This window comes from Kaistia sp. MMO-174 (genome assembly GCF_037147815.1).
GTDB classification, from domain to species: domain Bacteria; phylum Pseudomonadota; class Alphaproteobacteria; order Rhizobiales; family Kaistiaceae; genus Kaistia; species Kaistia nematophila.
In genome coordinates, this window is the sequence record NZ_JBBCUO010000008.1 from 41,175 (window position 1) to 56,777 (window position 15,603).

Below are 15,603 nucleotides of genomic sequence, written 5' to 3' on the forward strand. Positions count from 1 at the left end.
AATGCCGCGATAGACGCCGTTTGTCCGACCGGGCGCGAATGCCGCCTGTCTCGAATTGCGACACGGTCCGGGCCATCCGTTAATCCCGACAGGGCCGAGATACACCATCGGGCGGAACGGCCCTTGCCGCCAATCGGGCGCGCGCCCCGCCGATGGGGTCTGAACGGCAACCGCCCACCAGCGCTAGTCGGCACGAATCGGGAACCGCGATTCGCCAGCGATTCGTCCATGCTCCGTTCCGGATTCGATCGAATTCTTAAACGGCACCGCGTGGAATGGGTTGAAATCATTCACCTTTCGCTAACCATGCCGGCATGGCGCCAAGGGTGAAAGCGTTAACGCCGAAAGGGCCGCTCCGGTCCGCGCGACGGCGGCTGCGGCACTATTTCGTGGCGCTTCCGGATGGCCGGCACATATATGGTGGTGAACAGAACGCGATTTCCGGCGAGTCAGCGATTCGGACATCGTTTGTTCCAGAAAGGTTCCAAAGTTTAATCGGGACCGTCTGCGGCAAGAATTCGAGTCTGTTTTGTGTGCCGATAAGATACAGAACAGGCTCGGAAGCGTTGATCTGGAAGTGAGACTGCCCGCGATATGAATGAACGGACAAGACCACCAGGCGCCGGAGCGGGCGGGCGCAACGTCACTGCCGTCCTGGGTCCGACAAACACCGGCAAGACGCATCTGGCGATCGAGCGAATGCTGGCGCATTCCTCGGGGATCATCGGCCTGCCGCTGCGCCTGCTCGCGCGCGAGGTCTATGGCCGCATCGCCGCCCGCATCGGCACGGAATCGGTGGCGCTGATCACCGGCGAGGAAAAGATCGTCCCGCCCAATCCGCGTTTTCGCGTCTGCACGGTGGAGGCGCTGCCCTCGCACACGGACGTTTCCTTCGTGGCGATCGACGAGATCCAGCTCGCCGCCGATCTCGACCGCGGCCATGTCTTCACCGACCGGCTGCTCAATCTGCGCGGGCGCGACGAGACGCTGCTTCTCGGCGCCGCCACCATGCGAGGCATCCTGGAAAAGCTGCTGCCCGGCATCGAGGTGATCACCCGGCCGCGCATGTCGATGCTGACCTATGCCGGCTCGAAGAAGATCACCCGCCTGCCACGCCGCTCGGCCGTCGTCGCCTTCTCGGCCGACGAGGTCTATGCGGTGGCGGAGCTGATTCGGCGCCAGCGCGGCGGCGCCGCCGTCGTGCTGGGATCGCTCTCGCCGCGCACGCGAAACGCCCAGGTCGAGCTTTATCAGTCGGGCGATGTCGATTTTCTCGTCGCCACCGACGCGATCGGCATGGGCCTCAATCTCGATGTCGACCATGTCGCCTTCGCGCAGGAGCGCAAGTTTGACGGGTTCCAGTATCGCCGGCTGACGGCGGCCGAGCTCGGCCAGATCGCCGGCCGCGCCGGCCGCCACACCCGCGACGGCAGCTTCGGGGTCACCGGCCAGGTCGATCCCTTCGAGGACGAGCTGATCGAGGCGCTCGAGAGCCACCACTTCATGCCGGTCCGGACGCTGCAATGGCGCAATCGTGCGCTCGATTTCCGTTCGATCGACGCGCTGCGCGCCAGCCTGGACCGGCCGCCGGGCATGGAAGGCCTGTCGAAGGCGCCGCCTTCCGAAGACGTGACGGTGCTCGAAATCCTCGCCCGCGATCCCGGCATCCGGGCGCTGGCCGACCGGCGCGAACGGCTCGAACTGCTGTGGGATATTTGCCAGACGCCCGATTATCGACGCATTGCACCGGCTAATCATGCCGAGCTGGTCGGCGATATCTTCACCTTCGTCGCGCGCGAAGGGGCGGTGCCGGATGACTGGTTTAAGCGTCAGGTCGCCTTTGCAGATCGCACAGATGGCGATATCGATACGCTCGCCAACCGCATTGCGCACATTCGGACATGGACCTTTGCGGCAAACCGGCCTAACTGGCTTAAGGATCCTCGCCATTGGCAGGAGCGCACCCGCGCGATAGAGGATCGTCTTTCCGATGCGCTCCACGAAAGGCTCACCCAGCGTTTCGTGGATCGGCGCACCAGTGTACTGATGAAGCGGCTTAGAGAAAACGCCATGCTTGAAGCAGAAATCACGACCTCCGGCGATGTGCTGGTCGAGGGACAGCATGTCGGAAGCCTGCAGGGTTTCCGCTTCACGCCAGATCCCCAGGCCGACGGACCGGACGCCAAGGCGATCGGCGCCGTGGCGCAGAAGGCGCTTGCCGGCGAGATCGAGCGCCGCGCCGAGAAGATCGGCAATGCGCCCAATCCCGAATTCCTGCTGTCGACCGACGGCACGCTGCGCTGGCTCGGCGCGCCGGTGGCCCGCATCGTCGCGACCGACGATGCGCTGCGCCCGCGCCTGATCCTGCTCGCCGATGAGGGCCTGACCGGCCCGGCGCGCGAGCGCGTGCAGGACCGCGTCGACATCTGGCTGAAGAGCCACATCGAGACGCTGCTGAAGCCGCTGTTCGAGCTGCTCGCCGGCGTCGAGCTTTCGGGTCCGGCCCGCGGCATCGCCTTCCGCCTCGTCGAGGGCCAGGGCGTGCTGGAGCGCTCCGAGCTCGCGGAGGAGATCAAGGCGCTCGACCAGGAGGCCCGCTCGGGCCTGCGCAAGCTCGGCGTCCGCTTCGGCGCCTACCACATCTACGTCCCGGCGCTGCTGAAGCCCGCCCCGAGCGCGCTGAACGCCATGCTCTGGGCGCTGAAGAACCAGGGCCTCGACGCCCCGGGCCTGATCGAGCTGCCGCAGCTTTCGGCCACCGGCCGCACCACGGTGCCGGTCGATCCGAGCTTCGCCCGCCCGCTCTACCGTGTCGTCGGCTATCGCATCGCCGGCAATCGCGCCGTCCGCATCGACATCCTCGAGCGGCTCGCGGACATCATCCGCCCGCTGATCGCCTGGAAGCCGACCTCCGACAATCTCGTGCCGCCCGAGGGCGCCGTCGACGGCAACGGCTTCACCGTCACCGTGGCGATGACCTCGCTGCTCGGCTGCTCGGGCGAGGACTTCGCCGGCGTGCTGAAGTCGCTCGGCTACCGCCTCGACCGCCGTCCGGCGCCGCCGAAGGCCGCGCCCGTGGCGGAAGAAGCGGCCCCGGCCGTGACCGTCGTTTCGGAAGAGACGGTGGAGACCACCGAGACCGTCACCGAGGAGGCGCCGGCCGCCGAGACGGAGACGACGACCGAGGAAACCGTCGAGACCACCGTCACCGAGGCGGGGACGGAGACCACGACCGAAGCCGAAACCGCCGAAGAGGCGACGGAGGCCGACGCGACCCCGGTCGTCGAGGCGCCGTCGCTCGAAACGGGCGACGCCGAGCCGGCCGTCCCGGCCGAGCCGGAGATGATCGATGTCTGGCGTCCCGGCCGCTTCGACCGCCGGCCGCAGCAGCGCGACCATCGCCGCGACCGTCGTCCGCAGCATGGCGCCTCGGCGGAAGCCGGCGCCGGCGAGGCGAAGCCGGAAGGCCGCGACGGCGGCCGTGGCCGCCAGCAGGACGGCGAACGCGACGGACGCCGCCAGGGCGGCCGCCCGCAGCAGCAGCGCGGTCCGCGTCCGGAGCGGGGCGACCGCAACGACCATCGCGGCAATGATCATCGCGGCAAGGGTGGCGAGCACCGTGGCAAGGGCGGCGACAACCGTCAGGGCCAGAATGCGCCGCAGCCCCGCCGCGAGGAGCCACGCCGCGAGCGCCCGATCGACCCGAACTCGCCCTTCGCGGCGCTGGCGGCGTTGAAGGCCGACCTCGAAGCCAAGAAGCGCGGCGGCTGAGGCAGGCGCGGAGCGGCGATGAGCGAGGAGACCGGACGCCAGCGCATCGACAAATGGCTCTGGTTCGCCCGCTTCGCGAAGAGCCGCTCGATCGCCCAGAAGCTGGTCCTGGCCGGCAAGGTCCGGGTCAATCGCGACAAGATCGACGCGCCGAGCCGCCTCGTGCGGCCCGGCGACGTCCTCACCCTGTCTCTGGAGCGGCAGGTGCGGGTGGTGAAGATCCTCGACCCCGGCATGCGCCGCGGTCCCGCCCCGGAGGCGCAGCGCCTCTACGAGGACCTGACGCCGCCGGCGATCCTGACCGAACCGGTGGTGCGGAACGGCCCGAGGCCGACAAAGCGTGATCGCCGGGTGCTCGACGCGTTCCATTCCGCCGTCTCGGACGACGATGGCGAGAATTTTCCAAGCGACGACGAAGATTGAGGAAATTCATTCGACTTTGGAGCGGCGCTGCGGCATCCGCGATCCTTGCGCCGTCCAACTAAAGCGTTTACCCAGACGACGCCGGCGAGCTTGGAGCGTGCTCGCCCGAGGAGACGATCTTGCCCTATGTCGTGACTGACAACTGCATCCGCTGCAAGTACACGGATTGCGTCGAAGTGTGTCCGGTGGACTGCTTCTACGAGGGCGAGAACATGCTCGTCATCCACCCGGATGAATGCATCGACTGCGGCGTCTGCGAACCGGAATGCCCGGCCGAGGCGATCAAGCCGGATACCGAGCCGGGCCTCGAGAAGTGGCTGAAGCTCAACGCCGAATATGCCGAGAAGTGGCCGAACATCACCGTGCGCAAGGACCCGCTCCCGGAAGCGGCCGAGTTCGACGGCGTCGCCAACAAGCTCGACACCCAGTTCTCCGCCGAACCCGGCGAAGGCGACTGATCCGGGCCAGCCTTTCGGCCGCCCTCCGACCGACGCGGAACCCGATGATCGGCCTGCCCCAGCGGCGCCCCGGCGCGCCCTGACGGCAGTGCTTTGATTTTTGGGTATTTTGTGATATATATACAAATACAGTCGGTAACCACTTACGGCGTCACCGCACCGTTTTGGTGTTTTGTTCGTGAACAACCCTCAACATTGAAGCGATAAGTCGTCCAGCCGCGACATTAAGGCGCGCTGGCGATGGATCGTCGTCGATGTTGATTGCGCGCGCACAGAACCCATATGGGGCGAGCGTTTTCCTGATCGGCTGACAGTGGATGAGCGACCCCGGCCGGGTCGCCCCCGGAACGTCTTGTTCCGGGACCGGTCGGGTTTGCCTTAGCCACGGATGAGACGGGTTTCGTCCGAATCCGGCCCTTGGCTTGGCGAGCCGGGCCCCGCCAATTTAACGGAGTTGATACGCGTATGGCCACCCTGAAGAAGACCACTCAGCGCTCCGATTTCAAGACCGGCGAACACATCGTCTATCCGGCGCATGGCGTCGGCGAGATCGTCGGCATCGAAGAGCAGGAAGTGGCCGGCATCAAGCTTGAGCTCTTCGTCATTGCCTTCGAGAAGGACAAGATGAAGCTGCGCGTCCCGGTCGCGAAGGCGGGATCGGTCGGCATGCGCAAGCTCTCGGACGCACCGACCGTCAAGAAGGCGCTCGAGACCATCCGTGGCCGCGCCCGCGTCAAGCGCACCATGTGGAGCCGTCGCGCCCAGGAATACGAGGCGAAGATCAACTCCGGCGACCTGATCCAGATCTCCGAAGTCGTCCGCGACCTCTATCGCTCGGACACCCAGCCGGAGCAGTCCTACAGCGAGCGCCAGCTCTATGAGGCGGCCCTCGACCGCATGTCGCGCGAGATCGCGGCCGTGAACGAGATCTCCGAGACCGAAGCGGTCCGCCAGATCGAGCAGAACCTTGCCAAGAGCCCCAAGCGCGGCGGCAAGGTCGACGAAGAGACCACGGCCGAGATCGACGGCGACGACGAGAAGCACGACGAGGCCGCATAAGTCCCGCCGTCCTGGAATTCGACAAAAACGCCCGGCTTGCCGGGCGTTTTTTTATGCGTCTCTTCAGGGACCGCCGGATCGACTGCAGCCCGGCGACCGCGACGCTCTGTCGCCATCACATCGTTCTTACGGTTGCATCACACCAATGTGCGTCGCCTTTTCGGAACCGCGGCGTAGGCTTGGTCTTGTCAGTAGCGGGGCGCACGAAACCTTCCAGGACAGGAGCAGGTCGCATGGGCACATCGGCGATCTCTGGGCGTCAATTCGTCAAGGCGGCGATGCAGGCGCCCTATCTCGAGCGGGATGAGGAAAAAGATCTCGCCATGCGTTGGCGCGACGTGAAGGATCAGGCGGCGCTGCACCGGCTCGCCGCGTCGCATATGCGGCTGGTCATCGCCATCGCTTCACGCTTCCGCCATTTCGGCCTGCCGATGAGCGACCTGATCCAGGAGGGCCATGTCGGCCTGCTGGAAGCGGCCGCCCGGTTCGAGCCCGATCGCGACGTCCGCTTCTCGACCTATGCGACCTGGTGGATCCGCGCCTCGATCCAGGACTACATCCTGCGCAACTGGTCGATCGTGCGCGGCGGCACCAGCTCGACCCAGAAGGCGCTCTTCTTCAACCTGCGCCGTCTCCGGGCCAAGCTCTCGCAGGGCGCGGTGCCGATCCCCAACCAGCAGATCTACCAGCAGATCGCCATCGCCGTCGGCGTCTCGACCAATGACGTGGCGCTGATGGATGCGCGGCTCTCGAGCGCCGATACCTCGCTCAACGCCCCCGCCTACGACACCGAGGCCGCCAGCTCCGACCGGCAGGACTTCCTCGTCGACGAGACGCCCCTGCCCGACCAGATGGTCGGCGACGTCATCGACAGCGAGCGGCGCGTCACCTGGCTGCACGACGCGATGGCGGTGCTGTCCGACCGCGAGGTGCGGATCCTGCGCGAGAGGCGGCTGCGCGAGGAAGGCGCGACGCTGGAATCGCTCGGCGAGACGCTGGGCATCTCCAAGGAACGCGTCCGCCAGATCGAGAGCCGGGCGATCGAGAAGCTGAAGGCGGCGCTGCTGCGCGACCACCCCGACCGCGCCAACTTCGTCTGAAGCGGCCCGATCCGATACAGCTTATCCCCTTCCAAAGGACGGGGAAGCTGGCTTGCGTGGGCACAGCGGCAGCCTAGACACCACACATCCGTCATTCCTGCGAAAGAAAGCAGGAATCCATATCGGGGCCGCGCAGGTGCCTCAGGCAGCGCGCCGCTCGTCGTCGGCGCGGCTGCATGGATCCCGGGGCTCCGTCCGGGATGACGGCGAGCGTGGGAGGGTTAGGCTCTCCCTTCACCTCTCCCTGAGGGAGAGGTCGACGCCCGCGGGGCGGCGGGTGAGGGTCTGGGGAACCATCCGGAGAGGACGTAAACCCTCACCCGGGGCTGCGCTCCGACCTCTCCCTCAGGGAGAGGTGAAAGAAGGCGCGAGTACCGGGCCTACGCCGTCCACACCTCGGGGCGGGCCTCGCCGTCGCGGAGCTCCGCCAGCATCTCCTCGATCACCGTCACCACCAGGCGATGGTCCTCCGCCTGCGGCAGGCCGGAGACCGTCGCGGTGCCGACCATGCCGACATGGCGGACGATGATCGGGAAGGCGCCGCCATGCGGCAGATATTTGTGCGGGTCGACCTGCTGCGCGGTGGCGAAATCGACACCCTTCACGCGCGCCTTCTGGCCCATGTAGAACGAGGAATGGCCGTAGCGGCGCACGACCGCCGTCTTGCCGGCTACCCAGAATTCATTGTCGGCGGAAGTGCCGGCCAGCGCGCAGTAGAACAGCCGCTGTTCGCCGCGGGCGATCTCCACGACGATCGAAAGCGCGTCGAGCCGCGCCCGCTCGATGATGCGCTGGCCAAGCGCAATCGCCGTGTCGTTGTCGAAGCGGTCGAACACCAGCCGCTTTTCCTGGTCGAGAAGTTCCTGCAGCAGGGCCTCGTCGCTCATTCGTTCCCCTCCATGTTCCTGAGATCATCGCGCGGCGGCGGCGCCGGCGGCAAGGGCCGGTCGGTCGAACGTGGCGGCGATCCGCCCTTCCGCCATGCGCGCGGCGCGGTCGCACATATGGCCGATCACGTCCGGGTCGTGGCTGACCAGCACGAAAGTCATGCCGAAGCGCGCCTTCAGCGTGACGAGCAGGTTCAGGATTTCCGCCTGCACGGACATATCGAGCGCCGAGGTCGGCTCGTCGAGCAGCAGCAGCTTCGGCCGAAGCAGCAGGGCGCGTGCGATGGCGATGCGCTGGCGTTGGCCGCCGGAAAGCTGATGCGGATATCGCGCCGCGACATCCGGGCCGAACCCGACTTCGGCGAGCGCCTCGGCGACACGCTTGTCGGGATTGTCGAGACCGTTGACGACGAGCGGCTCGCGCAGCGCGCGGCCGATCCTGTGGCGCGGATGCAGCGAGGCGTATGGATCCTGGAACACCATCTGCACCTGCCGGCGCAGCGCCCCGGTGAAGCGCCGGCGCGGCGCCACGGGCGCGCCGAGAAGCGCCATCGAGCCATGCCAGTCACGGTTCAGCCCGGCGATGACGCGCAGCAGCGTGGACTTGCCGCAGCCGGAAGGCCCGAGCAGCCCGAACGTCTCGCCCTCCCCGATCGCGACCGTGATGCCGCGCAGGATATGGCGGCCGACGTCCTGGTCGCGGAAGGTGACGTTGAGATCGCTGATATCGACGAGGCTCATGCGCCGGCCTCCAGGCGGACGCGGTCGAGCGTCGGCAGCAGCGTGCCGAAGGTCTCCGGCGACGGCCGGCAGGCCCAGAGCGTCTTGGTGTAAGGATGCTCGGAATTCGCGAGCTCCGCCGCCGGCAGGCGATCGACGATGTCGCCGCGATACATGACGAGCGCCCGGTCGCAGAAACGCGCCACCTGGTCGAGATCATGGCTGATCAGGATCAGCCCCATCTGCCGTTCGTCGACCAGCCTCAGCATCAGGTCGAGCACCTGGTCGCGCAGGTCGCGGTCGAGCGCCGAGGTCGGCTCGTCGGCGATCAGCAGGCGCGGCTCGGCGATCAGCGTCGCCGCCAGCATGACGCGCTGGCCCATGCCGCCGGAAAGCTGGTGCGGATAGGAATGATAGGCTCGCAGAGGGTCCGGCAGGCCGACGGCCTCCAGCATCGTCAGCGCCCGCTCGCGCCGCTCCGCCTTCGAGGCGCTGGTATGCAGCTTCAGCGGCTCCTCGACCTGGCGGCCGATGCTCATGACCGGATCGAGCGCGAATTTCGGATCCTGCAGCACCAAGCCGATCTTCGAGCCGCGCCAGTGCTTCCACTGCCGGGGCGAGAGCGCCGCGAGATCGGCGCCGTCGAGCGTCAGCCGGTCGGCGGTGACGCGGCCGGGCTTCGCCACCAGTCCGATCAGCGCGCGCGCCGTCATCGACTTGCCGGAGCCGGATTCGCCGACGAGGCCGAGCTTTTCCGCGCCCATGGCAAAGGAGATGCCGTGCACGACCTCGACCGGGCCGCGATCAGAGGGAAAGCGGACGGAAAGCCGCTCGACATTGAGAAGGGTCGGATCATCCATTGCGCGGGTCCATCAGGTCACGGAGCCCATCGCTCAGGAGGTTGAAGGCGAAGCTGGTCAGGAGGATCGCCGCGCCCGGCGTCGCCGCCACCCACCACTGGTCGAAAATCACCTGCGTGCCGTCGGCGACCATCGCGCCCCATTCCGGCGTCGGCGGACGGACGCCGAGGCCGAGGAAGCCGAGGCCGGCCGCGATCAGGATGATGCCGCCAAGGTCGAGCGCCATGCGCACGATGGCGCCGGGGAGCACCAGCGGCAGGACATGGCCGAACAGCAGGCGCGGGCCGGTGATGCCCATCATCTCGGCCGCGGCGAGATAGTCGCTCTTGCGCAGCGCGACGGTCTCGGCGCGGGTCTGGCGCGCATAGGCGGGCCAGGCGGTCAGCGCCAGGGCCAGCGCGCCATTGACGAGGCCGGCGCCGAGCACGGCGACGAAGGCGAGCGCCAGCACCAGCTTCGGGAAGGCCATGGCGATGTCGGTGATGCGCATCAGGATGCGCTCGACGATGCCGCCATAGAAGCCGGCGACGATACCGATGGCGATGCCGATCGGCGTCGTCAGCAGGATGACGATGGCGAGCAGCATCAGGGTCGGGCGGGTGCCGTAGATCAGGCGCGAAAGCAGGTCGCGGCCGAAGCCGTCCGTGCCGAACCAGTGCGCCGCCGAGGGCGGCATCAGTCGGTTGGCGACGTCCTGTGCGATCGGGTCGTAGGGCGCGAGCCACGGCGCGAACAGCGCAACGAGCAGGATCAGCACCACCAGCCCGGCGCCGATGGCGGCCGAGGGCGAGCGGCGGGCGAATTTCGCCAGCGAAAGCCGGTTGGGGGCGACGGCGACCGTGAGCGGAAGATTGGTCATGACAGCCTCGGATCGACGATGCGGGCGAGAATGTCGGTGATCGCGTTGACGATCACGAAGCAGACGCCGATGACGAGCGTGCCGCCGAGCACGGCCGGCATGTCGGAGGCGAAGATCGCCGTCGTCATGTAGCGGCCGAGGCCTGGCCAACCGAACACGGTCTCGGTCAGCACCGCGCCCTCGAGCAGGGTCGCATAGGCGAGCGCGATCACCGTCAGCACGGTTCCGGCGACGGTGGGGAGCAGATGCGTCAACATCAGCCGCACCTCGCCGACGCCCTTGGCGCGGGCGGCGACGGCGTATTCCTTGCCGCGCTCGCCGAGCAGGCTCGCGCGCGTCAGCCGCGAGATCGAGGCGAGCGAATGGATGGCGAGCACGGTCGCCGGCAGCACGAGATGCGAGAGCGTGTCGACGAACGAGCCCTCCTCGCCCCAGAGCGCGGTGTCGATCAGGTAGAAGCCGGTCACCGGCGTGATCGTGTAGGCGTAGATGTCGCTGAGCCGGCCGGGGCCCGCGGCCCAGTGCAGCCGCGCATAGAAGAGCAGCAGGAACAGGAGGCCGAGCCAGAAGATCGGCACCGAATAGCCGATCAGCGAGAAGATGCGGACGAGGCCGTCGATCAGCCCACGCGGCCGGAGCGCCGCGATGACGCCGAGCGCCACGCCGATCAGCGCGCCGAAGAGGATGGCGACGGTGGCGAGCTCCAGCGTCGCCGGGAAGACGCGGAGAATGTCGGTGAAGACGGGCTGGTTGGTCGACCAGGAGGTGCCGAGATTGCCGGTCAGGACATTGCCGACATAGGAAAGGAAGCGCTGCGGCAGCGGATTGTCGAGGCCGAGCGACTGGCGCGCCGCCTGATAGGTCGCCTCGCTCGCCTTGTCGCCGGCGAGATGAAGCGCCGGATCGGCCGGCGAAAGCTCGGCCAGCGCGAAGGTGACGACCATCAGGCCGAGCAGGGTTATCGCCAGGGTCACCAGCCAGTTGGCGAGGCCCGCGAGAAACGAAAGTCCCCGCCGGCCGCGAGGCCGACGGGGAAGAAGCTCAGGGGCCGCGAGGCGGCCGCTGGAATCCGTCAATTACTTCTCGACCCCTGCGAAATAGACCTGATCCGCATTGAGGCCCTGGATGAAGCCCTTGACGTTGTCGCGCAGCACGATCTGGTTGTTCGGCTGCAGGAGGACGACGAAGGGCGACTTCTGCTGAACCTCAAGCTGAATAGCCTTATAGTCCGCCGCGCGCTTCTCCGCATCCTGTTCTTCGACGGCGGCCTGGGTCTTGTCGGAGAGCTCCGGAATCACCCAGCCATTGCGCCAGGCGACCGTCTTGGTGCCGTCGTCGCGATTGAGCGCGAAGGCCGAGGCGTTGGAGTGCGGGTCGAAATAATCCGGGATCCAGAACAGCAGCGCCGCCTCGTGGCCCTGCGAGCGGATCTTCGAATAGAACTGGCTGGCGACGGAGGGCTGGATCTCCAGCTTGATGCCGGCCTCGGCGAAGGTCGCCTGGATCGCCTGGGCGATGTCGGTGTAGGGCGGCTGGTTGATCACGTCGAGCTTGACGGTGATCCCGCCATCGATGCCGCCCGCCTTCAGGATGCCCTTCGCCTTCTCGACGTCGAGATGGAACGGCGTGTCGTCGAGCGAGCCGGCGAAGCCCTTCGGGATGAAGCCCTGATGCACGGCCGACTGGCCCTTCAGCAGGTTCTTGGCGATGCCCTCATAGTCGACGAGGTAGCGCGCGGCTTCCCAGAGCGCCGGGTTCTTCGAATTCGGGTTGTCCTTGCTGGCGACGTTGAAGGCCAGGTAGTCGATCTCGGCCGAGGGGGCCGACAGAACGTTGATGCCGGGCTTGCCGGTCAGCGCCGCGATCTGGTCGGCGCCAAGGTCGCGGGCGATGTCGGCATCGCCCTGCTCGATCAGCAGGCGGCGGGCGGCCGGGTCGGCGACGTTCTTGAAGATGATGCCCTTCAGCTTCGGCGCGCCGGTCGGCGAGGAAGCATTGGCGTCGAGGACGAGCGCCTCATGCGGCTGGTAGGCGCGGATCTTGAACGGGCCGGAGCCGGCCGAGGCCGTGTGCAGCCAGGCATTGCCGAAATCGCCGTCCTTGGCATGCGCCTCGGTTTCCTTCTGGTCGACGATCGAGGCGACCGGGGCGGAGAGGATCGACAGCGCGAAGGACGGGCCGACCTTGGCCGGCCAGGAAACCTTGACGTGGCTGTCATCGACCTTGGTGAGGAAGCCGTCGACATTGTCGGCGGTCCAGCCGAGCTCATTCAGGATGAACACCGGCGACTTGCCGAGTTTTACCGCGCGAGACAGCGAGTAGATGACGTCGTCGGCGCGGACGGGATTGCCGGACGAGAAGGTCGCGCCGTCACGGATCTTGAAGGTGATCGCATTGCCTTCCGGCGCCACAACCCAGCTTTCGGCCAGCACCGGATCGAGCTTGGTCGGCTCGTTCGGATTCGACTGGATCAGCCGCTGATACAGGCTGTTGAAGGACTGCACCGAGGTGAGCTCGAAGCCTTCGGCCGGGTCGAGGCTGACGATGTCGTCGATCGCCTGCGCGACTATCAACAGGTCCTTCGGCGTCGCCGCGATGGCGGACGGCGCCGCGAACAGGCCACCAAGCGCAATCGCGCCGGCAAGCGCCGTCGCGGTCAGGAAGCGGATGGTCATGTGAAATCTCCATAGCAGTCGGGGAGCCCTCCACCGGCCATCCCGCCCGCCGGATGGAACCACTCCGCGCAGGGCTTCGCAACGGTGGCGATTGCGCGGTTTGATCGGATGGTGAAAAAAACGGTCGACAACCGGCGCCGACGCGCGTCAGCCTTCGCCCCAGACGCCGTCATGCAGGGCGGTCGCCTCCTCGACCAGCATCGGTCCGATCACCTCGATCGGCCGCTGGCCGGCGGCGAACACGATCCGGCAGGGCAGATCCAGCGTCGGATTCTCGGGATGGTCGCCGGTAATCGCCTTCATCTCGTGCTCGCCGAGGCCATAGACGACGCGGCCGATGCCCGCCCAATAGGCAGCGCCCGAGCACATCGCGCAGGGTTCGGCCGAGGTGTACATCGTGCAGCCGCGCAGAAAGCCCGGCTCATAGGCCTTCGATGCCCGCGTCATCAGCACGCGCTCGGCATGGCCGGTCATGTCGTGATCCGGCTGGAAGGCGTTTTCCTGCTCCATCAGCACGCTGCCGTCCGGCCCGACCAGGATCGCGCCGAACGGATGCGAGCCGCCCTCCAGCGAGCGCCGCGCCACGGCAAAGGCGAGGCGAAGGAAATGCTCGTGATCGAGCGGCGGCGGCGAGGTCGGGCCTGGCGTGGTCATGTGCTTTGCTCCCAGCGAAAGATGCGCCGAGCTTTGCAAATTCGACGCCAGCCGGACAGAGCCTAGCTGCTCGTGACCGCAGCGCCGGCGCGAAGCGTGTTCGAGACGGTGCAGATCGTTTCCGCCGCCTCGATCAGATGCGCCTTCTTCGCCTCGTCGAGCGGCCCTTCGATGGTCACCGTGGTGACGAAGCGCTCCACGCGCGACGGCTCGTCATGCGCCTTTTCCGGGATGACCTTGGCCGAAACCTGCTCGATCTGGTCGAGCCAGCCTTCCCGCCGCGCCGCGATCTGGACGCTCAACACGATGCAGGCGGAGAGCGACGCGCTCATCAGATCGAGAGGATTGAAACCCTCGGCAGAGGGCCGAGTCACGACCGAGAGATGGCCGCCGGTTTCGCTGGTGACTTCCGGCAGGCCGTCACGGGTCGCCGTGGCAGTGGCGCCAACGGCGCGGGTTCGGATCGTGGCGTTCATGCTTCATCCTCGAAGGGCGGGCCGGACCGCAGCCCGCCCCTTCGAGTGCTACAGCCAGGGCCAATAGGCAAGCGCCCAGACGAAATCCGACGTCGTGTCGGCATCATCGGCCTTGTCCAGTTCACGCGCCTCGGGCGGGCGCTTCGCCAGGCTGGCCTTCGGCTCGGGGGCCTGGAAGAACGAGAAAAAACGGGGAAGGTCGGAAGGAACGTCGTTGGCAAGCGTCATCGGGTTTCTCCCAAAATTGGCGCCGCGAAGAGCGGGCGGCCGGCAGTCTCCGTCGTTCGGCGGCCGGGACGGAACGCCCCGGCCAGCTCCGAGATTTCCCGAATTGCAGGCAGCTGTCAACAAACCCGACTCAATCGATCGTGTAAGATAGGCGCCCCGCGACGGGCAAGCGACTGATCCACATCGTGGATTTCGGTTTGTCCAACGCGGCGAAAAGCAGGCGGGACAGAGGCGGATTCGGGGCGGGACTCAGGGCGGCGAGGCCCTCGCCCTGCCCTCTCCCGCAAGCGGACGAGGGTTCGGCCGGCGGCCGTCGTCGACGTCCAGCCCAGAGGCTCTGGCGGGCCGCCTCTCCCGCGCGCGGGAGAGGGCCGGGGTGAGGGTCTTTCGACCCGACATCCTCCTGCGTCATCCTCGCGCAGGCGAGAATCCCTGCAGTCCGGTTTTCGCCGCGCGAAGACGACGAGCGTGGGAGTCCTGTCGAGGATCGCCTTCGGCAAATGTGGAGCGCCCGACACGGCACTGCCAGCAAAACAAAAACGCCGCGAACCGGGGGGCTCGCGGCGTCGACAACCAGGCTGGATGAAACGGCTGGATCAGCCCTTCATCTTCTCCTGGAAGGTCTTGAGGTGCTTCTGCTGCGCCTCGATCATCTTCTCGCGGTAGATGCCGTAGATGACGTCGGTGTCGTGCAGGGTGACGCCCTCGATGGTCGGCGAGGCGAAGACGGGCAACTCGACGCCCTTCTTCGACAGCGCGTCGGCGGTGCGGGCGATCAGCTCGTGGGTCAGGATCATCGCCAGCACGGTCGAGGAACCCGAGACCGGACGGCTCCAGCCCTCGATCGGGACGATGGCGTCCTCGACCGGCGAGTTGGTGTCGATGACGACGTCGGCGACATCCTTCAGGCGCTTGCCGGAGGAATGCTTAGCCGGCTTGTCGTTCGCCTTCGAGGTGACGGCGACGACGAACAGGCCGCGCGCCTTGGCGTAGAGCGCCGTCTCGATGCCGGCCGAGTTGGTGCCGGAATGCGAGTAGATGATGATCGAATCGCCGGAGTTCAGCGGCTGGTGGTCGAGGAACTTGTCGATGTAGTTCTCGGTGCGCTCCAGCCAGAGCAGTTCGCGCACGCCGCCGGCGCCGAGCACGTTGTGCCACATGACGCGCGGGTCGGTCAGCGGATTGAAGCCGACGAACGAACCGTAGCGCGGGAAGGCTTCCTGCGTCGGCAGGACCGAGTGGCCCGAACCGAACAGGTGGATCAGGCCACCCTGCGCGAGCGACTCCGAGAAGCGCTTGGCCGCTTCGGTCAAGGCGGCGTCGTTGGCGCTGCCGGCGGTCTCGATCAACTTGATCAGCCGGTGCAGGTAGAAATCGGACATCAGTCGTCTCCTTGGGGGATGGTATGAGGGAAAGGGGTCGGGAGCTGCGGC

The 15,603-nt window shown here is 66.9% G+C and carries 15 protein-coding genes; 5 read left to right on the forward strand and 10 right to left on the reverse strand.

Going from position 1 to position 15,603, the window contains the following annotated elements; translation table 11 throughout:
- Positions 1-594: 594 nt before the first annotated feature.
- From WFK98_RS25850 to WFK98_RS25870, 5 genes are all read left to right on the forward strand, one after another.
- Positions 595-3,771 (forward strand): helicase-related protein, encoded by a 3,177-nt coding sequence (locus WFK98_RS25850; protein WP_442907480.1) that lies wholly within the window; start codon positions 595-597, stop codon positions 3,769-3,771.
- Positions 3,772-3,789: 18 nt separating this feature from the next.
- Complete coding sequence (locus tag WFK98_RS25855; RefSeq protein ID WP_336802320.1) at positions 3,790-4,194, forward strand: RNA-binding S4 domain-containing protein; 405 nt, start codon at positions 3,790-3,792, stop codon at positions 4,192-4,194.
- A gap of 119 nt (positions 4,195-4,313) precedes the next feature.
- Positions 4,314-4,652, forward strand: coding sequence for a ferredoxin FdxA (gene fdxA / locus WFK98_RS25860; protein WP_266340514.1), 339 nt, complete (start codon positions 4,314-4,316; stop codon positions 4,650-4,652).
- A 465-nt stretch (positions 4,653-5,117) separates the two neighbouring features.
- The gene (locus WFK98_RS25865) at positions 5,118-5,711 is read left to right on the forward strand and encodes a CarD family transcriptional regulator (protein ID WP_266340513.1); all 594 of its coding nucleotides are present in this window, start codon (positions 5,118-5,120) and stop codon (positions 5,709-5,711) included.
- 233 nt (positions 5,712-5,944) lie between these two features.
- Positions 5,945-6,811 (forward strand): RNA polymerase factor sigma-32, encoded by an 867-nt coding sequence (locus WFK98_RS25870; RefSeq protein WP_266340512.1) that lies wholly within the window; start codon positions 5,945-5,947, stop codon positions 6,809-6,811.
- Positions 6,812-7,191: 380 nt separating this feature from the next.
- On the opposite strand, the gene WFK98_RS25875 is transcribed toward WFK98_RS25870, so the two are convergent.
- From WFK98_RS25875 to WFK98_RS25920, 10 genes are all read right to left on the reverse strand, one after another.
- On the reverse strand, positions 7,192-7,698 hold the full coding sequence (locus WFK98_RS25875) for a heme-degrading domain-containing protein (protein WP_266340511.1): 507 nt from the start codon (positions 7,696-7,698) through the stop codon (positions 7,192-7,194).
- Between the two features lie 24 nt (positions 7,699-7,722).
- Positions 7,723-8,439 carry an ABC transporter ATP-binding protein gene (locus tag WFK98_RS25880; RefSeq protein ID WP_266340510.1) on the reverse strand — a complete coding sequence of 239 codons (717 nt, stop codon included), beginning with the start codon at positions 8,437-8,439 and terminating at the stop codon, positions 7,723-7,725.
- Positions 8,436-9,278 carry an ABC transporter ATP-binding protein gene (locus WFK98_RS25885; protein ID WP_336802321.1) on the reverse strand — a complete coding sequence of 281 codons (843 nt, stop codon included), beginning with the start codon at positions 9,276-9,278 and terminating at the stop codon, positions 8,436-8,438. Before WFK98_RS25885 ends, WFK98_RS25880 begins: the two co-directional genes overlap by 4 nt.
- A complete protein-coding gene (locus WFK98_RS25890; RefSeq protein ID WP_336802322.1) occupies positions 9,271-10,137 on the reverse strand; it encodes an ABC transporter permease in 867 nt (288 codons plus the stop codon). Before WFK98_RS25890 ends, WFK98_RS25885 begins: the two co-directional genes overlap by 8 nt.
- Positions 10,134-11,213 (reverse strand): ABC transporter permease, encoded by a 1,080-nt coding sequence (locus WFK98_RS25895; protein ID WP_336802323.1) that lies wholly within the window; start codon positions 11,211-11,213, stop codon positions 10,134-10,136. Before WFK98_RS25895 ends, WFK98_RS25890 begins: the two co-directional genes overlap by 4 nt.
- A complete protein-coding gene (locus WFK98_RS25900; protein ID WP_266340506.1) occupies positions 11,214-12,812 on the reverse strand; it encodes an ABC transporter substrate-binding protein in 1,599 nt (532 codons plus the stop codon).
- A 147-nt stretch (positions 12,813-12,959) separates the two neighbouring features.
- Positions 12,960-13,466 (reverse strand): nucleoside deaminase, encoded by a 507-nt coding sequence (locus WFK98_RS25905; protein ID WP_266340505.1) that lies wholly within the window; start codon positions 13,464-13,466, stop codon positions 12,960-12,962.
- 62 nt (positions 13,467-13,528) lie between these two features.
- A complete protein-coding gene (locus WFK98_RS25910) occupies positions 13,529-13,942 on the reverse strand; it encodes an OsmC family protein (RefSeq protein WP_266340504.1) in 414 nt (137 codons plus the stop codon).
- A gap of 48 nt (positions 13,943-13,990) precedes the next feature.
- On the reverse strand, positions 13,991-14,170 hold the full coding sequence (locus tag WFK98_RS25915) for a hypothetical protein (protein ID WP_336802324.1): 180 nt from the start codon (positions 14,168-14,170) through the stop codon (positions 13,991-13,993).
- Positions 14,171-14,766: 596 nt separating this feature from the next.
- Positions 14,767-15,552 carry an SIS domain-containing protein gene (locus WFK98_RS25920; RefSeq protein ID WP_336802325.1) on the reverse strand — a complete coding sequence of 262 codons (786 nt, stop codon included), beginning with the start codon at positions 15,550-15,552 and terminating at the stop codon, positions 14,767-14,769.
- Positions 15,553-15,603: the final 51 nt, after the last annotated feature.

Excerpts from the sequence above, each read along its gene's own strand:
- WFK98_RS25890 (WP_336802322.1), bottom strand. The coding sequence starts at position 10,137 with ATGACCAATCTTCCGCTCACGGTCGCCGTCGCCCCCAACCGGCTTTCG.
- WFK98_RS25910 (WP_266340504.1), bottom strand. The coding sequence starts at position 13,942 with ATGAACGCCACGATCCGAACCCGCGCCGTTGGCGCCACTGCCACGGCG.
- WFK98_RS25885 (WP_336802321.1), bottom strand. The coding sequence starts at position 9,278 with ATGGATGATCCGACCCTTCTCAATGTCGAGCGGCTTTCCGTCCGCTTT.
- WFK98_RS25920 (WP_336802325.1), bottom strand. The coding sequence starts at position 15,552 with ATGTCCGATTTCTACCTGCACCGGCTGATCAAGTTGATCGAGACCGCC.
- WFK98_RS25865 (WP_266340513.1), top strand. The coding sequence starts at position 5,118 with ATGGCCACCCTGAAGAAGACCACTCAGCGCTCCGATTTCAAGACCGGC.
- WFK98_RS25875 (WP_266340511.1), bottom strand. The coding sequence starts at position 7,698 with ATGAGCGACGAGGCCCTGCTGCAGGAACTTCTCGACCAGGAAAAGCGG.
- WFK98_RS25855 (WP_336802320.1), top strand. The coding sequence starts at position 3,790 with ATGAGCGAGGAGACCGGACGCCAGCGCATCGACAAATGGCTCTGGTTC.
- WFK98_RS25915 (WP_336802324.1), bottom strand. The coding sequence starts at position 14,170 with ATGACGCTTGCCAACGACGTTCCTTCCGACCTTCCCCGTTTTTTCTCG.
- WFK98_RS25905 (WP_266340505.1), bottom strand. The coding sequence starts at position 13,466 with ATGACCACGCCAGGCCCGACCTCGCCGCCGCCGCTCGATCACGAGCAT.
- WFK98_RS25880 (WP_266340510.1), bottom strand. The coding sequence starts at position 8,439 with ATGAGCCTCGTCGATATCAGCGATCTCAACGTCACCTTCCGCGACCAG.
- WFK98_RS25850 (WP_442907480.1), top strand. The coding sequence starts at position 595 with ATGAATGAACGGACAAGACCACCAGGCGCCGGAGCGGGCGGGCGCAAC.
- WFK98_RS25900 (WP_266340506.1), bottom strand. The coding sequence starts at position 12,812 with ATGACCATCCGCTTCCTGACCGCGACGGCGCTTGCCGGCGCGATTGCG.
- WFK98_RS25870 (WP_266340512.1), top strand. The coding sequence starts at position 5,945 with ATGGGCACATCGGCGATCTCTGGGCGTCAATTCGTCAAGGCGGCGATG.